General features: G+C 52.7%; 17 protein-coding genes, 1 tRNA gene, 1 rRNA gene and 1 pseudogene. 11 read left to right on the top strand and 9 right to left on the bottom strand.

The window, feature by feature from the left end; translation table 11 throughout:
- Positions 1–19 precede the first annotated feature (19 nt).
- Positions 20–484: an FxsA family protein gene (locus PUZ33_RS17135; RefSeq protein ID WP_013095258.1), complete on the bottom strand. Its 465-nt coding sequence runs from the start codon at positions 482–484 to the stop codon at positions 20–22.
- A 335-nt stretch (positions 485–819) separates the two neighbouring features.
- On the opposite strand from PUZ33_RS17135, the gene aspA reads away from it, so the two are divergent.
- From aspA to PUZ33_RS17110, 5 genes are all read left to right on the top strand, one after another.
- Complete coding sequence (gene aspA, locus PUZ33_RS17130) at positions 820–2,256, top strand: aspartate ammonia-lyase (RefSeq protein ID WP_003855923.1); 1,437 nt, start codon at positions 820–822, stop codon at positions 2,254–2,256.
- Positions 2,257–2,372: 116 nt separating this feature from the next.
- Complete coding sequence (locus PUZ33_RS17125; RefSeq protein ID WP_013095257.1) at positions 2,373–3,674, top strand: anaerobic C4-dicarboxylate transporter; 1,302 nt, start codon at positions 2,373–2,375, stop codon at positions 3,672–3,674.
- Positions 3,675–3,787: 113 nt separating this feature from the next.
- Positions 3,788–4,111 carry a divalent cation tolerance protein CutA gene (gene cutA / locus PUZ33_RS17120; RefSeq protein WP_023622433.1) on the top strand — a complete coding sequence of 108 codons (324 nt, stop codon included), beginning with the start codon at positions 3,788–3,790 and terminating at the stop codon, positions 4,109–4,111.
- Positions 4,087–5,787 (top strand): protein-disulfide reductase DsbD, encoded by a 1,701-nt coding sequence (locus PUZ33_RS17115; protein WP_058680755.1) that lies wholly within the window; start codon positions 4,087–4,089, stop codon positions 5,785–5,787. Before cutA ends, PUZ33_RS17115 begins: the two co-directional genes overlap by 25 nt.
- A 48-nt stretch (positions 5,788–5,835) precedes the next feature.
- Positions 5,836–6,411, top strand: a complete 576-nt coding sequence (locus PUZ33_RS17110; protein ID WP_013095254.1) for a transcriptional regulator — start codon at positions 5,836–5,838, stop codon at positions 6,409–6,411.
- Here the strand turns inward: PUZ33_RS17110 and PUZ33_RS17105 are convergent.
- Positions 6,408–6,998 (bottom strand): LysE family translocator, encoded by a 591-nt coding sequence (locus PUZ33_RS17105; RefSeq protein WP_020688994.1) that lies wholly within the window; start codon positions 6,996–6,998, stop codon positions 6,408–6,410. The genes PUZ33_RS17110 and PUZ33_RS17105 overlap by 4 nt on opposite strands.
- Positions 6,999–7,034: 36 nt before the next feature.
- Positions 7,035–7,880: an AraC family transcriptional regulator gene (locus PUZ33_RS17100; protein ID WP_040020545.1), complete on the bottom strand. Its 846-nt coding sequence runs from the start codon at positions 7,878–7,880 to the stop codon at positions 7,035–7,037.
- Between the two features lie 169 nt (positions 7,881–8,049).
- Between PUZ33_RS17100 and PUZ33_RS17095 the strand changes: the two genes are divergently transcribed.
- The 3 genes and pseudogenes from PUZ33_RS17095 to PUZ33_RS17090 all read left to right on the top strand — a co-directional run bounded on the left by PUZ33_RS17095 (position 8,050) and on the right by PUZ33_RS17090 (position 9,909).
- Positions 8,050–8,125, top strand: a tRNA-Phe gene (locus PUZ33_RS17095).
- 128 nt (positions 8,126–8,253) lie between these two features.
- A pseudogene (locus tag PUZ33_RS25275) lies at positions 8,254–8,418 on the top strand (DUF6538 domain-containing protein); the annotation flags it as partial.
- A gap of 9 nt (positions 8,419–8,427) precedes the next feature.
- A complete protein-coding gene (locus tag PUZ33_RS17090; protein WP_274205349.1) occupies positions 8,428–9,909 on the top strand; it encodes a site-specific integrase in 1,482 nt (493 codons plus the stop codon).
- Between the two features lie 41 nt (positions 9,910–9,950).
- Here the strand turns inward: PUZ33_RS17090 and PUZ33_RS17085 are convergent, their stop codons facing one another.
- Positions 9,951–10,208, bottom strand: a complete 258-nt coding sequence (locus PUZ33_RS17085; protein WP_047363943.1) for a hypothetical protein — start codon at positions 10,206–10,208, stop codon at positions 9,951–9,953.
- 250 nt (positions 10,209–10,458) lie between these two features.
- Positions 10,459–12,906, bottom strand: coding sequence for a phage/plasmid primase, P4 family (locus tag PUZ33_RS17080; protein ID WP_052953606.1), 2,448 nt, complete (start codon positions 12,904–12,906; stop codon positions 10,459–10,461).
- Positions 12,907–13,442: 536 nt separating this feature from the next.
- Here PUZ33_RS17080 and radC point away from each other — a divergent pair.
- From radC to PUZ33_RS17065, 3 genes are all read left to right on the top strand, one after another.
- Complete coding sequence (gene radC, locus PUZ33_RS17075) at positions 13,443–13,874, top strand: RadC family protein (RefSeq protein WP_063613564.1); 432 nt, start codon at positions 13,443–13,445, stop codon at positions 13,872–13,874.
- On the top strand, positions 13,871–14,068 hold the full coding sequence (locus PUZ33_RS17070; RefSeq protein ID WP_047363938.1) for a DUF2787 family protein: 198 nt from the start codon (positions 13,871–13,873) through the stop codon (positions 14,066–14,068). Before radC ends, PUZ33_RS17070 begins: the two co-directional genes overlap by 4 nt.
- Before the next feature lie 247 nt (positions 14,069–14,315).
- A complete protein-coding gene (locus PUZ33_RS17065) occupies positions 14,316–14,855 on the top strand; it encodes a recombinase family protein (RefSeq protein WP_038624167.1) in 540 nt (179 codons plus the stop codon).
- 393 nt (positions 14,856–15,248) lie between these two features.
- Here PUZ33_RS17065 and PUZ33_RS17060 read toward each other — a convergent pair whose 3' ends face one another.
- The 4 genes from PUZ33_RS17060 to rrf all read right to left on the bottom strand — a co-directional run.
- Complete coding sequence (locus tag PUZ33_RS17060) at positions 15,249–18,380, bottom strand: type I restriction endonuclease subunit R (RefSeq protein WP_047363936.1); 3,132 nt, start codon at positions 18,378–18,380, stop codon at positions 15,249–15,251.
- A 74-nt stretch (positions 18,381–18,454) separates the two neighbouring features.
- On the bottom strand, positions 18,455–19,765 hold the full coding sequence (locus PUZ33_RS17055) for a restriction endonuclease subunit S (RefSeq protein ID WP_047363934.1): 1,311 nt from the start codon (positions 19,763–19,765) through the stop codon (positions 18,455–18,457).
- Positions 19,762–21,738, bottom strand: a complete 1,977-nt coding sequence (locus PUZ33_RS17050) for a type I restriction-modification system subunit M (RefSeq protein WP_047363932.1) — start codon at positions 21,736–21,738, stop codon at positions 19,762–19,764. The genes PUZ33_RS17055 and PUZ33_RS17050 overlap by 4 nt, the downstream gene beginning before the upstream one ends.
- Before the next feature lie 482 nt (positions 21,739–22,220).
- A 5S ribosomal RNA gene (gene rrf, locus PUZ33_RS25270) occupies positions 22,221–22,299 on the bottom strand; the annotation flags it as partial.

The following is a 22,299-nucleotide window of genomic DNA, read 5'->3' as shown; positions in this document are numbered from 1 at the left end:
GCGTCACCGGGCAAAGACATTACCGATCGTCTTTATGATCCAAACGGTCGTGTTGGTCATCCTTACGCTGGTATTCCCCTTCAAACGTATCACCCGGGCCGGTGCTGAATCCGCCGCCCGGCATCCGGCTAAAGCGCAGATGCGGCAGCAGCTTCATGGTCAGGTGTTTTTGCACCGGCGGCAACAGCAGCAGCAGACCGAGGAAGTCGGTGAAGAAGCCCGGCAGGATCAGCAGCAGACCGGCAATAATCAGCGATACGCTTTTGATCATCTCGGCCGCCGGGCTCTCGCCTGCGGCCATCTTCTGCTGCATTAACAGGAAATTTTTGAAACCCTGATTACGCACCAGCGACATGCCGATGACGGAGGTGAAAATCACCAGAATCAGCGTCAGCAGGACGCCCAGCACATGGGCGACCTGGATAAAAATCGAAATCTCAATGTAAACATAGAGAAAGAAAGCAATAAACGGTATCCAGCGCACTGGCATCTCCTGTGTGGCAGGTGCCTTTTGGCCCCTGTCTGAATGTGTTCGCGACACGCGTCTGTAAGAGATGAGGACGGTTAGCTAAAATTCAATCGGTTTGCACGGATATTTTTTTTGGAAATATTAAAGCGGTGACCCATTTCACAGATTAATAATTATCATGGAATCGGGTCGATAATAAGTGATCCAGCTTACGGCAATTCGCTATCATCAGCATATGATCTCGAGCAATTGGCCGATTGAGGGAATAATCGTCGGTCAGAAAATATTCAAAACCACATAAATACTGTGTGTTTAGTACAATCCATCGGCAGCTTGAAAAGAAGGTTCACATGTTAAACAACATTCGTATCGAAGAAGACTTGTTGGGTACCAGGGAAGTTCCAGCGGATGCCTACTACGGTGTCCACACTCTGAGAGCGATTGAAAACTTCTACATCAGCAACAGCAAAATCAGCGACATTCCTGAGTTTGTCCGTGGCATGGTGATGGTGAAGAAAGCGGCAGCGCTGGCAAACAAAGAGCTGCAAACCATTCCTAAAAGCGCGGCAAATGCGATTATCGCGGCCTGCGATGAAGTGCTGAACAACGGCAAATGCATGGACCAGTTCCCGGTTGACGTCTATCAGGGCGGCGCGGGCACCTCCGTCAACATGAACACCAACGAAGTACTGGCAAATATCGGCCTGGAGCTGATGGGCCACCAGAAAGGTGAATACCAGTACCTGAACCCGAACGATCACGTCAACAAATGTCAGTCCACTAACGACGCCTACCCAACCGGCTTCCGCATCGCGGTTTATGCCTCCGTTGTGAAACTGGTCGACGCCATCAACCAGCTGGGCGACGGTTTCCAGCGCAAAGCGGTTGAGTTCCAGGACATTCTGAAAATGGGGCGTACCCAGTTGCAGGACGCGGTACCAATGACCCTCGGTCAGGAATTCCACGCGTTTAACGTGCTGCTGAATGAAGAAACCAAAAACCTGCTGCGCACCTCCGAGCTGCTTCTGGAAGTGAACCTGGGCGCCACCGCCATCGGTACACGTCTGAACACGCCGGACGGTTATCAGCAGCTGGCGGTTCAGAAACTGGCTGAAGTCTCTAACCTGCCGGTCGTACCTGCAGAAGATCTGATTGAAGCCACCTCCGACTGCGGCGCCTACGTCATGGTACACAGCGCCCTGAAACGTCTGGCGGTGAAACTGTCCAAAATCTGTAACGACCTGCGCCTGCTCTCTTCCGGCCCACGCGCTGGCCTGAACGAAATCAACCTGCCAGAACTGCAGGCCGGTTCGTCCATCATGCCAGCGAAAGTGAACCCGGTAGTGCCAGAAGTGGTGAACCAGGTTTGCTTCAAGGTTATTGGTAACGATACGACCGTAACCATGGCCTCTGAAGCCGGTCAGCTGCAGCTGAACGTCATGGAGCCCGTGATTGGCCAGGCGATGTTCGAATCTATCCACATCCTGACTAACGCCTGCTATAACCTGCTGGAAAAATGCATCAACGGCATTACCGCGAATAAAGAAGTCTGCGAAGGTTACGTGTACAACTCCATCGGGATCGTCACCTACCTTAACCCGTTCATCGGCCACCATAACGGCGACATCGTCGGTAAAATTTGCGCCGAAACCGGTAAGAGCGTGCGTGAAGTCGTACTGGAGCGCGGACTGTTGACCGAAGCCGAGCTGGACGATATCTTCTCCGCCCAGAACCTGATGCACCCGGCATATAAAGCGAAACGATACACCGATGAAAGCGAACAGTAACCGTTCAGGCTAAGCTTCCGAAAGGCACGTCACTTGTGACGTGCCTTTTTTCTTTTTAGGCGTTACCAAAATACAACAATTCAATATCAACTTGTTAATAAGCAAGGCAGGTCCTTATGTTTGGAGCAGAACTCGTCATCGTCCTGTTGGCGATTTATTTGGGAGCAAGACTCGGGGGTATCGGCATCGGTTTTGCCGGCGGTCTCGGGGTGCTCGTTCTTACCCTTATCTTTCAGATTAAACCCGGCGCAATCCCGTTTGACGTTATCGAAATCATCATGGCAGTTATTGCCGCTATCGCCGCCATGCAGGTGGCTGGCGGTATGGACTACCTGGTAAGTCTGGCGGAGCGTATGCTGCGCCGTCATCCTAAATACATTACCTTCCTTGCCCCGCTGGTGACCTGGTTCATGACCATTCTCGCCGGTACCGGTCACACTGCCTTTTCCACGCTGCCGGTGATTACCGAAGTGGCGAAAGAACAGGGTATCCGTCCCTCTCGCCCGCTCTCTATTGCGGTAGTGGCGTCCCAGATTGCGATTACCGCCTCGCCTATCTCCGCGGCAGTGGTGTTCTTCGCCGGAATCCTGGAACCCATGGGTGTGAGCTATCTGACGCTGCTGGCGATCTGTATTCCGGTAACGTTGATTGCAGTCATGATCACCGCCGTGCTGTGTAACTTCCTCGGCGCTGAACTGAAAGACGATCCGGTTTATCAGGAACGTCTGGCCAAGGGCGAAGTGAGCTTGCGCGGTAGCCAGGTCTTCAAACTGAAGCCGCATGCGAAACGCTCCGTGGTGCTGTTCCTGATCGGTATCGTGGCGGTGATGTTCTACGCGACGGCCATCAGTGACACAGTAGGCCTCATCCAGAACCCGGTTCTGCCGCGTAACGAAGCGATTGTGGTATTCATGCTAACCATCGCAACCCTGATCAGTATCACCTGTAAAATCGATACCAGCGAAGTGCTGAATGCCAGCACCTTTAAATCCGGTATGAGCGCCTGCGTGTGCGTGCTGGGTGTGGCATGGCTCGGTGATACCTTCGTAAAAGCGCACATCAGCGATATCCAGACCGTTGCGGGTGACCTGCTGCACAACTACCCATGGCTGCTGGCGGTGGTACTGTTCTTTGCCGCGACCCTGCTTTATTCTCAGGCTGCCACGACCAAGGCGCTGATGCCTGCGGCTCTGATGCTGGGCGTAACGCCACTGACGGCCATTGCCTCGTTTGCTGCCGTTTCTGCCCTGTTCGTTCTGCCCACTTATCCAACCCTGCTGGCGGCGGTTGAAATGGATGACACCGGTTCAACCCGCATCGGTAAGTATGTGTTTAACCATGCGTTCCTGATCCCGGGTGTGGTCGCGATTACACTGTGCGTGATCCTCGGCTTTATCATCGGCGGCGTCGTGCTGTAAACCATTTCGGGTTGTAAAAATAGTTAAAATCGGGCCGCTCTGCGGCCCGTTTCATTAATGACCAATCGCCTTGCGTGATATAGTGACCACTTTCGTGATGAGGAGGTCGACTTGTGAACACGCCTGATGCTGTTGTCGTATTGTGTACCGCCCCTGATGAAGCTTCCGCCCAGGATCTCGCCGCCAAAGTAATGGCCGAAAAACTGGCTGCCTGTGTGACCATCCTCCCCGGAGCGACCTCCCTTTATTACTGGGAAGGCAAACTGGAGCAGGAGTATGAAGTCCAGATGTTGCTCAAAACCAACCCGGCAAACCAGCAGGCGCTTCTTGACTGCCTCAAATCTCATCATCCTTACCAAACTCCGGAACTGCTGGTATTGCCAGTGCTCCACGGTGATAACGATTATCTCTCATGGCTCAACGTTTCCTTACGCTGATCCTGCTGCTGTGCAGCACGTCAGTCTTTGCCGGGTTGTTTGACGCGCCCGGCCGTTCGAACTTTATTCCTGCCGATCAGGCATTTGTTTTCGATTTCCAGCAAAACCAGCATGACCTCAACCTCACCTGGCAGGTGAAAGAGGGCTATTACCTGTATCGTAAGCAGGTCAGTATCACACCCGCTCAGGCAAGCGTGGGCGCGCTGCAACTGCCTGCGGGAGAATGGCACGAGGATGAGTTTTACGGCAAAAGCGAGATTTATCGCCAGCACTTAAGCGTGCCCGTAACGGTGCAACAGGCAGACAAAGGCGCTACGCTCACCGTCACTTACCAGGGCTGTGCCGATGCAGGCTTCTGCTATCCCCCAGAAACCAGGGTCGTTCCGCTTAGTGAAGTTAAAGCGTCTGCCGCCAACGTTGCTCCTCTTCCTGCAGAGGTCAAGCGTGAAGGTGAGCCTGCGTCAGACCTCCCTTTCTCCGCACTCTGGGCCTTGCTGATTGGTATCGGCATCGCCTTCACGCCATGCGTACTGCCGATGTACCCGTTGATCTCCGGGATAGTGCTGGGCGGAAAACAGCGTCTTAGCACCGCCCGCGCGCTACTGCTTGCCTTTATTTACGTGCAGGGAATGGCGTTAACCTATACGGCACTCGGCCTCGTGGTTGCGGCGGCCGGCTTACAGTTCCAGGCGGCTCTTCAGCACCCTTATGTCCTTATCGGCCTGTCGGTGGTATTTATCCTGCTGGCATTGTCGATGTTTGGCCTGTTCACCCTGCAACTGCCGTCTTCCCTGCAAACCCGCTTAACGCTGCTCAGCAACCGCCAACAGGGGGGGTCAGCGGGTGGCGTGTTTGCGATGGGAGCTATCGCCGGGCTGATTTGTTCGCCCTGCACCACTGCTCCGCTTAGCGCGATTCTGCTCTATATCGCCCAGAGCGGTAATATGTGGCTTGGCGGCGGTACATTGTACCTTTACGCGCTTGGGATGGGTCTGCCGCTGATCCTGGTCACGGTATTTGGCAACCGCCTGCTGCCGAAGAGCGGGCCGTGGATGGAGACGGTGAAAACCGCGTTTGGCTTTGTCATTCTGGCGCTGCCGGTCTTCCTGCTGGAGCGTATTGTCGGTGACGTCTGGGGGATGCGCCTGTGGGCGATGCTCGGCGTAGCGTTCTTCTCCTGGGCGTTTATCGTCAGTCTGGGGGCAAAAAGCGCGTGGATGCGTCTGGTACAAATCGTCCTGCTCGCCGCTGCGCTGGTGAGCGTGCGTCCACTTCAGGATTGGGCATTTGGCACGCCAGTGGCTCAGAACCAGGCGCATCTGAATTTCATCCAGATTAAGAACGTGGATGATCTTAACCAGGCTCTGGCGCAGGCGCGCGGCAAACCGGTGATGCTCGATCTCTACGCAGACTGGTGCGTTGCCTGCAAAGAGTTTGAAAAGTACACCTTTAGCGACCCGCAGGTGCAAGGTGCGCTAAACGGGACCGTTCTGCTTCAGGCAAACGTGACCGCCAACAATGCGCAGGATAAAGCCCTGCTGAAGCAACTTAACGTGCTCGGGCTGCCGACCATTCTGTTCTTCAATCAACAGGGTGAAGAACAGCCAGGGCAGCGTGTGACCGGGTTTATGGACGCGGCGGCTTTCAGCGCGCATTTGCGCGATCGCCAACCGTAAACAACACTTTAAACGGGACAACCGTTGGGAATAACGGAGGAGAGAACCGTGCAACGCGAAGACGTACTGGGACAAGCCCTGCAATTACTTGAGATTCAAGGGATCGCCAGCACCACGCTTGAGATGGTAGCCGACCGTATCGATTACCCTCTGGATGAGCTTACGCGCTTCTGGCCCGATAAAGAGGCGCTGCTTTATGATGCCCTGCGCTACCTCAGCCAGCAGGTTGATATCTGGCGCAGGCAGCTGATGTTGAATGAAGAGCTGACCGCCGAACAGAAGCTGCTGGCGCGCTATACCGCGCTGACGGAATGTGTAAGTAACAACCGCTATCCGGGTTGTCTGTTTATCGCAGCCTGCACGTACTACCCCGATCCAGGCCATCCGATCCATCAGCTGGCGGATCAGCAAAAACGGGCGGCGCACGACTTCACCCACGAACTGCTGACAACGCTTGAAGTGGATGATCCGGCAATGGTGGCAAAGCAGATGGAGCTGGTGCTGGAAGGCTGCCTGAGCCGTATGCTGGTAAACCGTAGCCAGGCCGATGTGGATACCGCTCACCGCCTGGCAGAGGACATCCTGCGCTTTGCCCAGTGCCGCATGGGCGGCGCGTTGACCTAAGCCAGCACCCCAGCCCAGGCTGAGACAAGCAGGCACAACGCCATCAGCCGCTGAAATCGCACCATCGCCACGGTGGTGCGAAAGAATTTATTTACCGCCTTCCCCAGCCACGCCCAGCACATCAGACACACCACCGAGATGGCCAGGAACCACAGCGCCATCAGCGCTATATCCCGCAGCGCGTGCTCGCTTGCAGGGGCAAACAGGCTGACAACCGCCAGCGCCATCATCCAGGTTTTCGGGTTTACGATCTGCAACAGGGCTGCAGCTTGCGCGGTAAACCGGGTATGAGTCTTCGCAGAGAGGTTTGCTGCAGGCGCGTTAAATAGCTGCCAGCTCATCCAGCTTAGCCATAACACCCCTGCCCAGCTCATCATCTGACGAATCAGGGGATACTGGCGAAGCACTTCCCCTGCACCGGCACCTGAAACCAGCACAATCATGCTCGCCGCCATGCATCCTCCAAGAATGGCCGGAACGGTTTTTTTGATGCCGAAGTGCTGGCTGTTGGTGAGAATGAGGATATTGGTCGGCCCTGGCGTTATCGAAGCGACAAAGGCAAACAGCAGAAAAGGTATTGTACTCACAGGTGGCTCCTTATTATCAGAGCCATCAATGTGCCGCTATTTTCTGGAAACGTCTGGAAGGTTTGTGCACAGCCGACGGTAATAGGCAGGCGATATACGGTATGCTCGCTGGAACCAGCGTCCAAGGTGGCTTTGGTCGGCAAAGCCTACCGCCGATGCCACATCCACGGGCAGCTCACCATGAGCCAGCAACTGGCGAGCTTTTGCAAGGCGTAGCTGAATAAGCCACGCGTGCGGTGCCAGGTGAAACTCGCGTTTAAAACAGCGCGTCAGCGTGAAGCGGTCGGTTCCCGTCTCACGTGCCAGATCCGACAACCCGACGTTTTCATCCATATGCGCGTAGAGGTAATCGCGTGCACGATGCGCGACGGCAGCGCTTTGCCGTTGAGACGGGAGCCGCTTACGCCAGTGGCAGTGGGCGGTGATCTGAGAGAGCAGATTATCCATCGCGCTCTGCTGAACGATTTTCATCTCCGCGTTATGCAGTGTGGCAAAGGTCTCACCGATGCTACGTACCAGCCGTGGCTCGCGCGTCAGCGTTTGAGAAAAGTGCAGTGAATAGCTGTCGGGCGTAGCGTCATATAATCCGCGCAGCGTACGTGTTAGCCATTGTTCATCCAGATAAAAGGTAAGATAGGTAAAGCCGCCTTCTACAGGTGCGTCACCATCATGGATCTCACCCGGCTCCAGTAAAAACGCATCCCCCGGTTGGCTACGATGACGCACACGGCGGCAGTGAAACTGCTGAGTACCCGAAAGGGTGATCCCTACCAGATAGCTGTCGTGCCAGTGCGGATCGTAGGCATGCCCTTCGAAGTGCGCTTTAATCGTCTCAATGCCCGTCTCTGCATGCTGACGCAGCTCAAGCCAGTCGTTCGCCATACTGCCCTCCTCTTACTATCAGCATTGCTGCAGTGAACGGGTTCTGTCTGGAAGATTTGTGCACTTTCGTCGCATAAACCGACAGATTGCCGCAAACTTAAGCAGTTGAACAGCTTTTCCCTAAATAATGTTGACGCTCGGGCAGGATTGCGGTTTAATGCGCTCCGTTGCCCGGATAGCTCAGTCGGTAGAGCAGGGGATTGAAAATCCCCGTGTCCTTGGTTCGATTCCGAGTCCGGGCACCACTCATTTATAACCCTCGCTTCGGCGGGGGTTTTGCTTTTTGAGTCAACAACTTGTTGGTTTACCAGTAGTTACCTCTTTTTAATTTCCTCCGGCCCCGCTTCCCGGTGGTACAGAAAGGTGGTACAAAATGGGCATTATGATACAGCCAACAAAAAACCGTTTCGGCGTTTACCTCGTCCGTAAGGCCGTCCCCAAACACCTGCAAGGCATCCTAAATAAACGTGAGATCAAGTTCACCCTTGATACCAAAGACGTGAGGGAGGCCAGAGAACGTGCACCCGCAAAAATCATTCAGATCGACATGATGCTTAGGCTGGCAGAAAAGCAGCTTGAAGCGGAAGAGTCCTTAACTGATGCCGATATAGAGATGATCGCTGGTGTATGGGCTTCACGTACCATGCAGAATGGCGAGCTAATCCGGGATCGATACCTCGTTGAAGATGTTCTCGATGGTAAAACAGGAATGTTCCACTCGCCGGAAAACGACATCATTCACGACTGGCTGGAAGACCGCGAACGCAAGCCCCGCTACAAGTCAGAAACATGGCAGGCAGAACGTGACGAATCCATCTGCAAACTGATGGTTGTAGAGCTGGATGAAGCTCTGGAATACACGCCCCTCATTCTCACCCCGGCCTGGCGAATCCGTCTGGCATGGCGACTGGCTGAACGGCGTAGCGATATCACCAATGCTTACCTTCTGAATCTTCGCCCCCAGCACTACGCCAGAAGCAAAGGTCTGGACGCCCTTCCCGCAGAAAGACCCGAAACTCTCACCTTCGCAGACCTGTTCGAACGCTATAAAGATCACGTTATGCGTCATGAACCACTGCGTGCAGAAAGTCGGATTATCGCCTACACAACATCGGCAAATCGCTTCATTGAGTTTATTGGGCAGAAGGCCGTAGAGGACATCACCGTTACTGACCTCGCCGACTTCCGTAACCTGCTCGAAAAGCTCCCATCCCGTCCTTCTAAGGCGGTACGGTTACTGCCACTGCACAAGCAGGTGGACGCTGAAGGTGAAAAAATCAGCCCTGTCCGTGTTGAAAATATGCTTAAAGAGCTGTCGTCGGTCTTTCGCGTCGCGGTAGAGGACGGCAAGCTAACTGAGAACCCGTTAGGCAAGCTGAAGAAACGTAAGGTCGTCGCTGGCCCGGCAGTCGTCAGGTCTTTCAGTCGCGATGAAATCAGCCGTATCTTCTCTCTGCCCGTCTTCCACGGTGAAGAAACGCCGTATGGAGCTATGGCGTACTGGATACCGATAATTCTCTACTACTGCGGTGCCCGCGTTGAGGAAATCGCCCAGCTCCGTAAGGGTGACATCGTGGAGGTGGACGGTACACCCTGCTTCAGGCTGACAATGGGTGAAGGCCAGTCGATCAAGATGGGTAACACACGCCAGTTCCCGATACATAGCCACCTGATTGAGCTGGGCTTCCTTGATTTCGTGCAGTCCAGCACCAATCAGCTCTTTGCCGATAAGTCCGAAGTGAACCGGAAATATTCATACAACTACGGTCGCTGGTGGGGGAACTACATTCGGGAACACGGCCTGACGCGGCAGGGCATCAAGCCGACCCACAGCTTCCGCCATACGCTCGTTACGCTATGCCGGGATCTGAACATTCGCGAGGAAATCCAGGACAGCATTCTCGGACATAACGAAAATTCATCTGACAGAGCGAAGGCCAGTCACGGTTATGGTGAAACAAGCGTACAGGCCCAGCGTAGCGTCATCGAGCAAATTCCAAGGCTGAATCTTCAGCGGAGCCACACTTAACTTACTTTTACCAGACAATCCGGGCATCCGTGCCCGGTAAATCAGAATGGATAAACCTGTGTTTCACGCTGAGTATGATCGGTAACGATAGCCTTGACGTCATAGCCGCTCAGGAGCCACAGGAGGTCACGCATGATGAAATCTGCCCGGTCATAGGTGAGGCCGCCCCGGTAGTCCTTCACATGCTTGTAGACGGCTTCGGTGATGGCTGCCGGGAGTTCATCCAGCTCAGTATCAATCGCACAGTTATAGCCAGTGGCACGTTTCTCGTGATCGATAATCAATCTTAGGTAATTCATAGGTATTCTCCTGTGAGTGCCGATTCGTGCCGGGGTGTCGCTGGGCGATATCACCGTCAGGGCAACGAATAAGGCGGATACGGCATCTTAGCGTGCCGATTATTAGTCTATTTTCATAAAGTCACCATGAAGGTTCATTCAGAAAGAGTTTACTAATATGCTGAATAATCGGCACTAAACTACTTCGAATTAGCCGGTATGCCCTCCCTGCCAGCGTTATGCGTCAGCAGAGAGGAACAAACAATCGGCACTACACGGTCAGCTTCACCGACTCAAACACGCGTGGCATGTCGGCAGTGAGAGCAATCCCACGGAAACCGGCCTTACTGTCACGACGAAGCTTGGTGAAGCCACGTTCAGCCATCTTTTTGTTAAAGACACGTTGGGTCATACGCCATTCATTGCCCTCGCAGGCAAACGTCTGGAATGCCTGGTAAAGTTCCGTCGCCGGGGTGTAGGCGTCAGGCTGAAGGATACAGCCGCTCAGGAACTCACCCAGCAGGTCGCTCTCTTCGCGGTAATCGTCGTTAGCCTTGACTACTGCGGCCGGGAGGGAGCGCTTGAGGCCGTGCTCCTGCCACTCTGCGACCCCCTCCAGCGCCCAGTTAAGGATGCCGGGCAGTTCAGCCAGCAAACGAGCCGGAAGCGTCGGGTCCGCCTGTTCCGCCGAGAACTGAGCCGCGAAAGGGATGAGGCACATACGACGCCACATTCCGTGTGACATATCGTGAATCGCAGGTTTATGGTTGCCGATAATCACCAGCGAGAACTGAGCGGTGAACTCAATTTCATGCTTGCCGTAGACCTGACGGGCAACCAGCGTGTCGCCCCCGGTCATCGACTTAATGAGCATGTCATCGAAGCGACCACCTTCGGGCAGCTCGTTGGCAACAACCAGACGTTTACCGGGCAGTTTGGCGAGTGACGCATTGGGACCACCAACGCTGCGGTTAGCCATCAGGACGTCACTGTTAATCTGCGTCGCGTAGCTCCCCATCAGGGCCTGAATAATCTGGATGAACGTCGATTTACCGTTGCTGCCGTGACCGTAGAAGAAAAACAGGAGTTGTTCATCGGTCCGGCCCGTCAGCATGTAGCCCACAAGACGCTTCAGAAAGGCAGCCAGCTCGGCATCACCGCAGGTAATCTCTGCAAGGAACCGCAGCCACAGAAGACTGGCCGCTTTCGGGTCATATTCCACCGGGCAGACACTGGTAATCAGGTCCTGACGGCGGTTTTCACGGTAGCGCTGCATCTTGAGGTCAATCACACCGTTTTTGACACGAACGAGCATCGGGTCGGCGTCCAGTTCCACCGTGCGAATCTCCACCTTCGGTTTGACCAGCTCGATCATCGCCTTCATGAGTCCCAGGTTATGCAGGCGATTGGCATAGGCAACCTGGTCCGCTCCACGCTTACGGATATTCTCGTCATCGGATGCGATCATTACCTGACCTTCGGCAAGCACCGCAGCGGCAGTCCGCTTGGCAAACTCCAGCACCTGCACTCCGGCCGGAACCCAGCTGTGCTCTACCCACTGGATAAACGCATCGGTTTCACGGATATACCGCAGATCGGGTCCGTAGAGACGGGCCATACGGTTGGCATTACCGGTATCGTTGAAGCTTTCAGACCCACAGGCACCAGGCAGTAGCGGCTTGATGACCTCAAACTTCGGCGTGAACACAGCGAGCAGAGCCATAAAGTCACCACCACCACGGAGATAGCTGTCAATATCACCGCCCCGCTCCGGCACGATAATGTGACGGGCATCGAATTTCTGGCGGTAACGGTCCCCAGCGTCGTCATTGTCGAAGAAGGTAATCACCTCGCGGCCCAGCGATTTGATGAACCCCACCTGTTCACTACTGATGGAGCCAATAGAAGCCAGTACCGGGCCATCATACACTTCCATCAACGCCAGTCGGTCATTCTCACCTTCGACCAGTGCGATGGCACCAGAACGTTCCAGCGAGTCCTGTCCGTACCAAAAAGCACCTGATAACCAGTACCGCTTCGGCTGCTGGAACTTAAAATTACCAGTGGGATCTTTAAAGGTGAAACGGACGCCCCTCCCATCGACGAAATGCGGGTAGACATACACCCCGGCAGGTGCAAAATCTACTAGGCGACCATTCTGGAGGCGGGCCATTCCTGTTTCCAGAATTTCCTCTTCGCTGAAACGCTCACGTAGTGCCGCTACAAGCCCGCCATCAGCATATCCGACCTTAGTCACCATCAAAGTTTTAACGTTATGACCCCGCGTTACCGTCTGATATACGAGTGCATCCATCTTACCGAGCAGATTTCGGTGATAATACTCAGCGGTTGCCGCGTTGATTTCTGCCACCCGCTCCAGATTACGGGTATCCGGCTCTGGTTCTGCCTGGACGACTGTCGCCGGAGTATATGGTTCGAACTCCATTTTTGTGATAGCGCTTGCTGCTTCCACCGGTGATGACAGGTCACAGAGTTTCATCACCAGGTCAATCACGCTGGAGTGGTCGCCGCAGGAATAGCAGTGTGCCTGATTGGTGTCGGTGTGCAGGCGGAAGCAGTTATGATGACCACAGAGCGGACAGGTGTCATCTTCAGGTATAACGCAATCAGTGCCGTAGGATTTGGTGCCGAGACCAGTGACGTTAGTGAAAACGTCAGGGATAGGGAGAGCATTAAGCTCATCAAACTTGAGCAACATTGTAATAACCAGGCTGTTTTATCGGACACAGCCAAGACCATCAGGGTGCGGAGCCCAGATCACCGTATGTGACCATCCTGTTCGGACCGCGATGAAGAGACTAACCTGGTGGAGTACGCCTTGTAAATAGCCGCCACGACAGGGGATATGGTGGATTCATCGATTTGGTTGTTATATAAAACGGATCGAAGAGTGTAACTAAATGTATCTATTCGGTGAGTAATACGCTGCCGTGCCGATTCCTGCCGGAAGGTGCCTAGTCGCTTTCCCCACTATATCAATAAAAGCTGCAAGCAGACCCCAGCGAGTGCCGATTTTTAGGCATATTAGTAAAACTATTCTGTGAAATCTCTCATGTAGACTTTATGAAAAAGACTTAAGAATCGGCACTGGAGGTCCTCCGTTTCCTCATTATCAGCACCCCGTCAGTGAAATTGCCCACAGCAGCGCCCGACAGAAATCAGCACTAATCGGCATTCAATTATCCGCAGCCCCTCAGGTACAAGAAACGTGCATACAACCCACAGGAGAAAACTATGCACGACATCATCAATGAAGCCCGCGAGCTGCTGACGGCACGGCTCTACCGCAATGAATCACTGGGGTCCCCGAGTGAAACTGAGAGCTACCTCGCCCTCCAGCTTGGCGACCGTGAGCACGAGGTCTTTGCCGTCATCTTCCTCGACTCGCAGAACCGCGTTATTCAGTACCGGGAGATGTTTCACGGCACGATATCGTCCACCAGCGTCTACCCCCGCGAGATAGCCCGCTTAGCGCTTCGTCTGAACGCCGCTGCGGTCATCTGCTCCCATAACCATCCCTCGGGCCACCCTGAGCCGTCAGCGGCTGACAGGGCCATTACCGGACGTATAAAGGACGCGATGGAACTAATTGATGTCCGTGTGCTGGATCACATTGTCGTCGGTGGTGGGCGGACCGTATCGTTCGCTGAGAGGGGCTGGCTATGAGCTGCATACTGCCGTTACAGCGTAGTTTCATCGGGATACTGGAGAAGCACCGTAAGCCGGGCGAGTGCATCCTCAACTTCCGCTCACCGGATTATTCGCCAGAAAGTGGTTACCGCCCGGTTGAAATCCGCCTGGTCGGTGACACTGGCAGCGAAACTTCACAGCTTACTATCGGACAGGCGTCTACGAGGTGAAACCATGAACTGGAAATCGTTACTCGTTGAAGCTCTGATTATGGCAATCACGACCTTTGCCACCGTGTTCTTCCGGGGAATGGCATCCCGCTATGCCTCCGACGAAGATATCTACTGTTAACCCCACACAAATAGCCCATGCCCGTGCGACAAACGGAGAACCCCCGGCAATGCTTGTCACACGGGGTTGTTTTCGGGATTTGATACGTTTCTCTTACAGGGTCTTTGAGCCTATCAGGAGGCCATCATGGCAATTATAGGATACGCCCGTGTTTCGACTACGGGGCAGTCGCTGGAGCAGCAACTGACGGCACTGACAGAGTGCGAAAAAGTTTTTCAGGAAAAAATCAGCGGCAGTAAAACGGATAGGCCACAGCTACAGGCAATGCTTGAGTTCGCCCGCTCCGGGGACGTCCTGAAAGTAACCAAGCTGGATCGACTTGCCCGGAATACCCGGCACTTGCTGGAAATCACAGATCTGCTTCATTCAAAAGGGGTAACGTTACAGATACAGAACCTTGGCATCGACACGGCCACCCCGACTGGCAAGCTGATGCTGACCATGATAGGGGCCATCGCCACGTTCGAGCGGGAGATCATGCTTGAGCGTCAGGCCGAGGGAATTGCCCTGGCGAAGGCTAAAGGTGTCTATAAAGGCCGCAAGCCAACCGCCATGGAAAAACGAGACGAGGTGCTGTACCTTCTCTCGCAAGGCATTGCCAAAGCGACTGTCGCGAAGCGGCTAGGGATTAGCGTGTCGAGTGTTCATCGTATTGCAGCCAGTTGAAAGCCCAAAAGGAGAGTCATTCTCCTTTTTTGCCAGCCGCTTTCCCACTGTAGTGCCAATCTGCCAGTCAGGGATAAACGTTGTAACCGTACAAACGTCCCAAGTGACATGCCTGTAGAAATCTATAGCCTCCCTATATAATATTTATTTAAAAAAGCCATTCGTAATATATATGGTAAGACTACCTCTATAGATGTCTTAGGATGGCGTTTGAAAGGTTACAACGTTTGAATGACCTGGAAGCCTCACCACGTAAGGGTTTCGTTGTAACTTTTCCTGTAACCTTTGGCTAAAATTTCCGTATTCCTCCTCCGTGACGTGCTCGTTTCAGTGCATTTCAGTTTGTCAAAGCAACCTTTCGTGTTAAGGGGAACCTACGGCCCCCCTGGCACACTATAATTGTCCACCCAGCCCCTTGAGCAGTATGTCCAGCAACAGGCTCTGGATACGGTTAGCCGCGTCCGGTCGGGAAAGGTAATCCAGCGACATGCCGTTCTGCGTATCCATCCGCTCAATCACAGCAGCATCGACCGCTTTCGGGAAATCACCTAACATAATGGCATCACGGGAATTGTTGCGTACCTGCTCCATTAACGGCTGGTTCTCAGCAATTTTACTCGCCATACCCTGCAACCAGTCGAGTTTGTCACCATCGGTCACTTCTGTACCGAACAAATCGTTAAGCTGTTCCAGAATATGCGAGAGGAAGTCTTTCTTTTCCTCACGGGCTTTAGCACTACCCACTGCCGATACACCTTCCAGACCATAACCCTGAGCATCTTCTTTCAGTTTCAGGTCCTGGGTGCGTTTAGCCCTGAGGCTGTAATGACTCAGGATCACAGCTGAAAGGTCTATTTCGTCTTCTTCCAGTACTTCCTGACGAAGCATCGGTAGCAGGTGACGGGCGAAGACACAGAGGCGTTCCAGCTCCTGATCATCAAATAGCGTTATCTGCGACACGAACTCGTAGAAGCGGATGTAGCTGTTCAGGTCCTTCTTGAACAAATCGAGTTCCGCTCTGGCTTCTGCGGCTTCGGTTACGCGTCGTTCAGCATTCACCTTATCGGTCTTTGAGCCACCTTCCAGCTCAATGACTTTGAGTATCTTGCGGGATTCGCGTATCGCTTCACTGACGATCTTGTAGCGTTTACTGAACCGGTCTACGGCGGGTTTGATATAGCCGGTTAAGGACTCTGGTCCACGCTTATGATCGAAATAGGCATCAGTGAATGACTCGACCTCACTCCAGGTAAAAATGCCCGTCCCTTTGAGTTTATGGAACAGGTCATATACCAGATTGGGGTCTGACACGGTTTCAAGTTTCGCCGTCTCGTAGTACTTCTGAAACTCTTCCAGTACATCCTGAGGGTCATTCACAAAATCCAGGACAAAAGTACTGTCCTTACCCGGAGAAGTGCGGTTCAGTCGGGAAAGCGTCTGAATACAGTCAACGCCAGTCAGCTTCTTATCGACATACATGGCACAGAGTTTCGGCTGGTCAAATCCCGTCTGAAACTTGTTCGCCACCAGCATGACCTGATAGTCCTGGGTATCGAATGCTTTCCGCATGTCCCGACCATTGAGATCAGGGTTCATGTTTCGCTCGTTAAAGGTCTGCCCCTCCTCTTCAATCTCACCGGAGAAGGCCACCATAGCCTGTATGGCCCCGTAACCTTGTTCTTTGACGTACTTGTCGAAGGCCAGTTTGTAACGAACGGCCTCAAGGCGGCTGCTGGTGACAACCATCGCTTTGGCCTGACCGGCCAGTAGACTCATCACATTAGAACGGAAATGCTCTACGATGATCGCGACTTTTTGCCCAATATTGTGCGGATGCAGGCGTACCCACTTAGACAAACGGGTACGGGCTTTTTTGGAATCCACCTCGCTGTCAGTTTCGGTCTGCATGGCGAGCTTATAGGCCAGTGAATAATTGGTGTAGTTCTTCAGTACATCGAGAATGAAGCCTTCTTCGATGGCCTGCCGCATGGAATACACATGGAAAGGTTTCGGCTTGTTCTCCTGACTCAGTGGCATATCCAGCTTATCAGGACGACCAAACAGCTCCAGCGTCTTAGCCTTTGGGGTTGCCGTGAAGGCAAAATAGCTGATGTTCTTACTGCCACCACGGGCCGCCAGCGTCAGGTTCATCATGTCTTCTGCTGACATTTCCTCTTCGATCTGCTCCGCCATCAGCACTTCACGTAGCTGTCTGGCCGTGCTGCCACTCTGACTGGAGTGAGCTTCATCGGCAACGACCGCAAAGCGTGAGCTTTTGAGGGTGGTGGATTCCTGAATGGCTTTCAGGACATACGGGAAGGTCTGGATGGTCACGATGATGATGGGCGTACCGTTTGCCAGGGCTTCGGCCAGTTGTGCTGACTTGCTGTCCCCTTCATCACGGTTAATACGGCTCACGACACCGGATGCATGGTCGAACTGACCAATCGTCTCCTGTAGCTGGCTGTCCAGCACGGTACGGTCTGTCACCACAATAACCGAATCAAACAGTTTATCCCCGCCCTGACTAAGCGAGGCGAGCTGATGAGTTAGCCATGCAATGGAATTTGACTTACCAGAACCTGCGGAATGCTGGATAAGGTATTTCTGACCCGGCCCTTCGAGTTGAACAGTACTAAGAAGTTTTTGCACCACAGCCCACTGATGGTAGCGGGGAAAGATCATCGTCTCTTTCTTCTGCTGCTTACCGAGTGGGTCTTCTTCAATTTTGACTTCGAGGTGCAGATAACGGGCCAGAATTCGCAGGAAGTTATCCGGTTGCAGGATTTCTTTCCACAGGTATTCAGTACCATAACCGACTTCTGGCTGGTCATTACCGGCCCCGCCTTCTGAGGTTCCTTTATTGAAGGGGAGGAAGAAGGTTGATTCCCCTGCGAGCTTGGTCGTCATCGCCACTTCGAACTGATTCACTGCGAAGTGAACCAGTGCTCCCCGACGGAAACTGAGCAGGGGCTCGACTTTACCCAAAGTCTTAAGCTGGCGATCATAGCGATATTGTTTCTTGGCGTTTTCAAGGGACTGCTTGAAACAAGATTTAAGTTCCAGTGTTGCAACCGGGATACCGTTAAGGAACAGCGTGAGATCGATACGCCCATCATAACCATGAGGACTGTAAATCAGCTCAGGTACCACACGCAGGCGGTTGACCTGATAACGCATCAGTAACTCTGGATTGAGATCATTATCTGGTTTAAAGCTCGCTACTTTCAGACGATGCCCGCGATCCTCAATTTGATTTCGTAGTAGCCACAGCGTACCACCTTCGGAACGGGTTAGCTGACGTACTGCGGCATCTAATAGATGGCGCTCAGGATTTTCACTGTACGTTTTACAGTACTTCTGCCATCCATCAGGCTGGCTCTCGTGGACAAAACCAATCAGGTCTTCCGGGTAAAGAGCTCGTTCTTTATCGTAATGGGCCGAATCACCGATTAACCATCCAGTACTGGCAAGCTCAGCAATAATATGGTCCTGAAAGGCTCGTTCACGGGCTTTGCTATCCATTAATTATCCCAACCATAGCTGCAACAAAATGATAGTACTGGCTGCTGCTAACCTGGCATGGCAATTTATCCAGCTCATGCGGCTGCCTCCTGAGTCGATGCAGTCCAGCCACGCAGGTCAATCTTGCCTGTAACAGCAGCGGAAATTAGAGCGGTGCGGCGTTCTTTGAGGAGGTGAACCTGATGTTCAGCTCTATCTATCAAAGTAGTAAATTTAGGTTTTTCTCTATTAATAAACTCTTGTATCTCAATGCGTTCTTGCAATGTCTTCGGATATGCCACGATTAAGTTACCAAGAGCTTCTGCTGTGAGTTTTGGTTGAGCAGAACCAGTAACAAAGGGGGATATGTCCAAATTTTCAATAACCGCAGCCCAGTAGCTATTTAGACCATCATTCATACGCAGTATATGTGCATGATTATTCACCCAGTACTGACCTGTAGCGACAAAAGCTATGGGCGTTGAACGCATTACAAGATTTGCACCATCTTCCCCAACTAACACATGATCAGTAGAGAACAAATAATCATCGATCGAGTCAATAATTCCTGACGCACCATAGTAGGGGTAATCACCTTGCTTTGACCCCCGTTCTTCAGCACTAAGTGGTATTCGCTTGTAATCAAGATTCTTATAAATGAACTTCAAAGACGATACCAGCCAATGCTCCGGCACTTCACCCAGCCACTCTACGCCGGAGTCCTTCATCGGAGCATCAGGGTTCAGACCTTTGGTGACCGCGTGGGAAATCACCGCCTGCCGCTTTTCTTTGAGCAGCTCGATCAGTCGCTGCTGTTGTGCAATCAGCTTGTCGATACGAGCGGTTTCATAGTCGAGGAAGGCGGCGATGGTGCGTTGTTCTTCTGCTGGAGGTAACAAGAATGGTAAGCGGCGAAAATCCTCAAATTTCATGGATTGACGCAGTCCCCCCCCCATCCCATAAAACACCTTTGTTGTATCGTACGAATGCAAAAGACGATATGCATATCGGTTATCAAGTTCATCACCACAAACCAGCTTCAAATATGCTGATGTAATGATGCCTCGCAATGTAGAGCGAGCAACACGCAGGCTACGCTTATCATTTTGCAAATCTGTGAGACGTAGGACAATGTCGCCTGGGTTAACAATTTGGTATGTATTGAATGATTCTGGTAGCAAACCAAAGTTATTTTCAACATCACGCTCTACGATATTTCCATAGCTAAGAGAGAGGACATTCGACTCTGCACCATCACTGTTTTTTATGCATTGCTCCATTACAGCAGCGAAGGCCGGCTTAGTTTGCCAATGATGTGGTATATCACCGACCCACTCAACCCCCGAATCCTTATACTCAGGATACGGATGGTATTTCCCCACTTCCACTTGTTCCATAGTACTCATGAATGCACCTCCGCCAGCAATTGCATAATCTCACGAGCAACCGCATCCAGATCAGCATCAATCTCAGCTAAATCACGAGGTGGTTGGTACTGGTAGAAGTTACGGTTAAACGGGATTTCATAGCCGACAATCCCCACCTGACCATCCAGCGGGTCCGTCTTACCGGTATCAATCCACGCGTCCGGTACATGGGGCAGTACTTCACGTTTGAAGTACTCGTGAATATCTTCCCCTAACGGCACGTTCTCGTTATCCCGCAGCTCCGGGTTCGGTTCCGCTTCACCCTTAGTCCTGCACACCTCGGCTGCATCATCCTGTTCAGCCAGATGATTCACCAGTAGCTTGAATACCGGAGCAGGTAGCTTCACATCACCTAACGCTTTGGTGACTTGCTTCTTGAACTTATCACGTGAGAGCAATTTGTCATCAGTGAAGCTCGCCAGTGCTGCCAGGATAGCCACCTGTAAAGAACCATCAAGTTTCGTCCAGGCCTTATCGGCTTGCAGGTTCGCCAGTCGTTCCGTGTCATGTGGATAGAACGCCAGTTTCAGCGGTCGTTCTACTGTAATACGCCGATAACCAAAAGCAGTACTCGGGAATATTTTGGCGATGGAGCTTTCTTCGTAGCGGCTGTACAGACTGACAATCTCTTTCAGTACTTCATCGCTCAGAAACTTACGCTTACTGCCTAAAGACTTACGCATCGGTGAATGCATATCACTGGCGTTAATCAGCAGGACTTTGCCTTTACGTTCTGCGGGTTTGTGGTTCGACAGTACCCAGACATAGGTCGCAATGCCCGTGTTGTAGAACATATCGGTTGGTAGTGCGACCAGGGCATCCAGCAAATCGTTTTCCAGAATATAGCGACGAATTTCACTCTCGCCACTCCCTGCACCACCGGTAAACAGCGGGGAGCCATTCAGGATGATACCGATACGGGAACCAGTACTGTCAGTACCGGGCTGCTGCATTTTCGAGATGAGGTGCATCAGGAACAGCAGAGAGCCATCAGATACACGTGGCAGACCTGGACCGAAGCGCCCATTAAAGCCCTGTTTATCAGCTTCATCACGCACCTGCTTCTCTACTTTCTTCCAGTCCACGCCGAATGGTGGGTTCGACAGGCAGTAGTCGAAACGGTTAAAGCGAAGCTGGTCATCGGAGAGCGTGTTACCGAGCTTGATGTTGCTGATGTCCTGCCCCTTTATCAGCATATCGGCTTTACAAATAGCATAGGACTCCGGGTTCAGCTCCTGACCGAAGGTGGCAAGACGAGCTGCCGGGTTCAGTTCATGCAGGTATTCCATCCCACAGGACAGGAAGCCGCCAGTACCCGCCGTTGGGTCATAGATGGAGCGAACAACACCGGGTTTTGCCAGGACATCATCATCACCAGAGAACACCAGAGAGGTCGTCAGACGCACAATATCACGTGGGGTAAAGTGCTCCCCGGCGGTCTCATTCGAACTTTCCGCAAAGCGACGGATCAGTTCTTCAAACACCAGGCCCATGTGGTAGTTGTCGACCGCCTCAGGTGACAGGTCTACCGTCGCAAAGGAACGGGAAACTTTATACAGCAGGTCCGCGTCTTCCAGCAGGGTAATGCTCGCTTCGAAGCTGAAATGTTCGAAGACCTCACGGGCGTCTTTCGAGAAAGCCCGCACGTAGGCGTCCAGGTTATCACCCACATGATTTTCGCCCAGTTTGCTCAGTTCCAGCGGCGAGGTGTTATAGAACGCCTGACCTGACGCATTGAGCAGTAATTTATCTCTCGCGAGATCTGGCAGCGCCTTTGTGTTTTCTACTGTTGCCAGTATCTGTGCCTTAGTAGGAGCGAGTACACACTCAAGACGACGCAGTACAGTAAATGGCAGGATGATGCGACCATACTGGGATTGCTTGAAATCACCACGCAGCAGGTCGGCAACGGACCAGATAAGGCTGGCTAAAGAAGAAATATTAGTGGTCATTAGGCTGATACCGAAAGTGTAAAATTACTGGCAAGAATACCCCGTCGCCCCTCTGGTAAACAAGGAGCCTGATCATGTGTGGGCCATACCGCGTTAAAAGTATCAAGAAGGAGCAGAAGGCATTGAGGGTGGTACAAAATAGTGGTACATTCGGAATTGAAGCATAAAGGTAACTCACTGTTATTAGGTGATTTCGTTGCTATAGAAACGAATCCTTGGTTCGATTCCGAGTCCGGGCACCACTATTTAAAAAACCCAGCCTATGGCTGGGTTTTTGCTTTTCTGCATCTATAAATCCCTTCTTCAGTATTCTTGTTTCTCTTTACCGTGGGATCGTACGATCTGCCATGCCCGGTGGCGCTGCGCTTACCGGGCCTACAGGTTTTGTAGGCCGGATAAGGCGAAGCCGCCATCCGGCATATTTTCTGGCGTGCAAAGCAAAAAACCCCGCACCTTACGGTACGGGGTTCTTCTTATTTGATGCCTGGCAGTTCCCTACTCTCACATGGGGAGACCCCACACTACCATCGGCGCTACGGCGTTTCACTTCTGAGTTCGGCA

The sequence above is a fragment of the Enterobacter cloacae complex sp. 2022EL-00981 genome (genome assembly GCF_028737495.1).
In the GTDB taxonomy this organism is placed as follows: domain Bacteria; phylum Pseudomonadota; class Gammaproteobacteria; order Enterobacterales; family Enterobacteriaceae; genus Enterobacter; species Enterobacter cloacae.
This window is presented reverse-complemented; position numbering and strand designations above follow the sequence as displayed.

What these genes read in the sequence shown, in the direction of transcription:
- PUZ33_RS17090 (WP_274205349.1), top strand. Translation starts at nt 8,428, where the DNA reads ATGATGCTTAGGCTGGCAGAAAAGCAGCTTGAAGCGGAAGAGTCCTTA.
- PUZ33_RS17125 (WP_013095257.1), top strand. Translation starts at nt 2,373, where the DNA reads ATGTTTGGAGCAGAACTCGTCATCGTCCTGTTGGCGATTTATTTGGGA.
- PUZ33_RS17100 (WP_040020545.1), bottom strand. Translation starts at nt 7,880, where the DNA reads ATGGCGAACGACTGGCTTGAGCTGCGTCAGCATGCAGAGACGGGCATT.
- aspA (WP_003855923.1), top strand. Translation starts at nt 820, where the DNA reads ATGTTAAACAACATTCGTATCGAAGAAGACTTGTTGGGTACCAGGGAA.
- PUZ33_RS17070 (WP_047363938.1), top strand. Translation starts at nt 13,871, where the DNA reads ATGAGCTGCATACTGCCGTTACAGCGTAGTTTCATCGGGATACTGGAG.
- radC (WP_063613564.1), top strand. Translation starts at nt 13,443, where the DNA reads ATGCACGACATCATCAATGAAGCCCGCGAGCTGCTGACGGCACGGCTC.
- PUZ33_RS17115 (WP_058680755.1), top strand. Translation starts at nt 4,087, where the DNA reads ATGGCTCAACGTTTCCTTACGCTGATCCTGCTGCTGTGCAGCACGTCA.
- PUZ33_RS17050 (WP_047363932.1), bottom strand. Translation starts at nt 21,738, where the DNA reads ATGACCACTAATATTTCTTCTTTAGCCAGCCTTATCTGGTCCGTTGCC.
- PUZ33_RS17080 (WP_052953606.1), bottom strand. Translation starts at nt 12,906, where the DNA reads ATGTTGCTCAAGTTTGATGAGCTTAATGCTCTCCCTATCCCTGACGTT.
- PUZ33_RS17085 (WP_047363943.1), bottom strand. Translation starts at nt 10,208, where the DNA reads ATGAATTACCTAAGATTGATTATCGATCACGAGAAACGTGCCACTGGC.
- PUZ33_RS17060 (WP_047363936.1), bottom strand. Translation starts at nt 18,380, where the DNA reads ATGGATAGCAAAGCCCGTGAACGAGCCTTTCAGGACCATATTATTGCT.
- PUZ33_RS17055 (WP_047363934.1), bottom strand. Translation starts at nt 19,765, where the DNA reads ATGAGTACTATGGAACAAGTGGAAGTGGGGAAATACCATCCGTATCCT.
- PUZ33_RS17065 (WP_038624167.1), top strand. Translation starts at nt 14,316, where the DNA reads ATGGCAATTATAGGATACGCCCGTGTTTCGACTACGGGGCAGTCGCTG.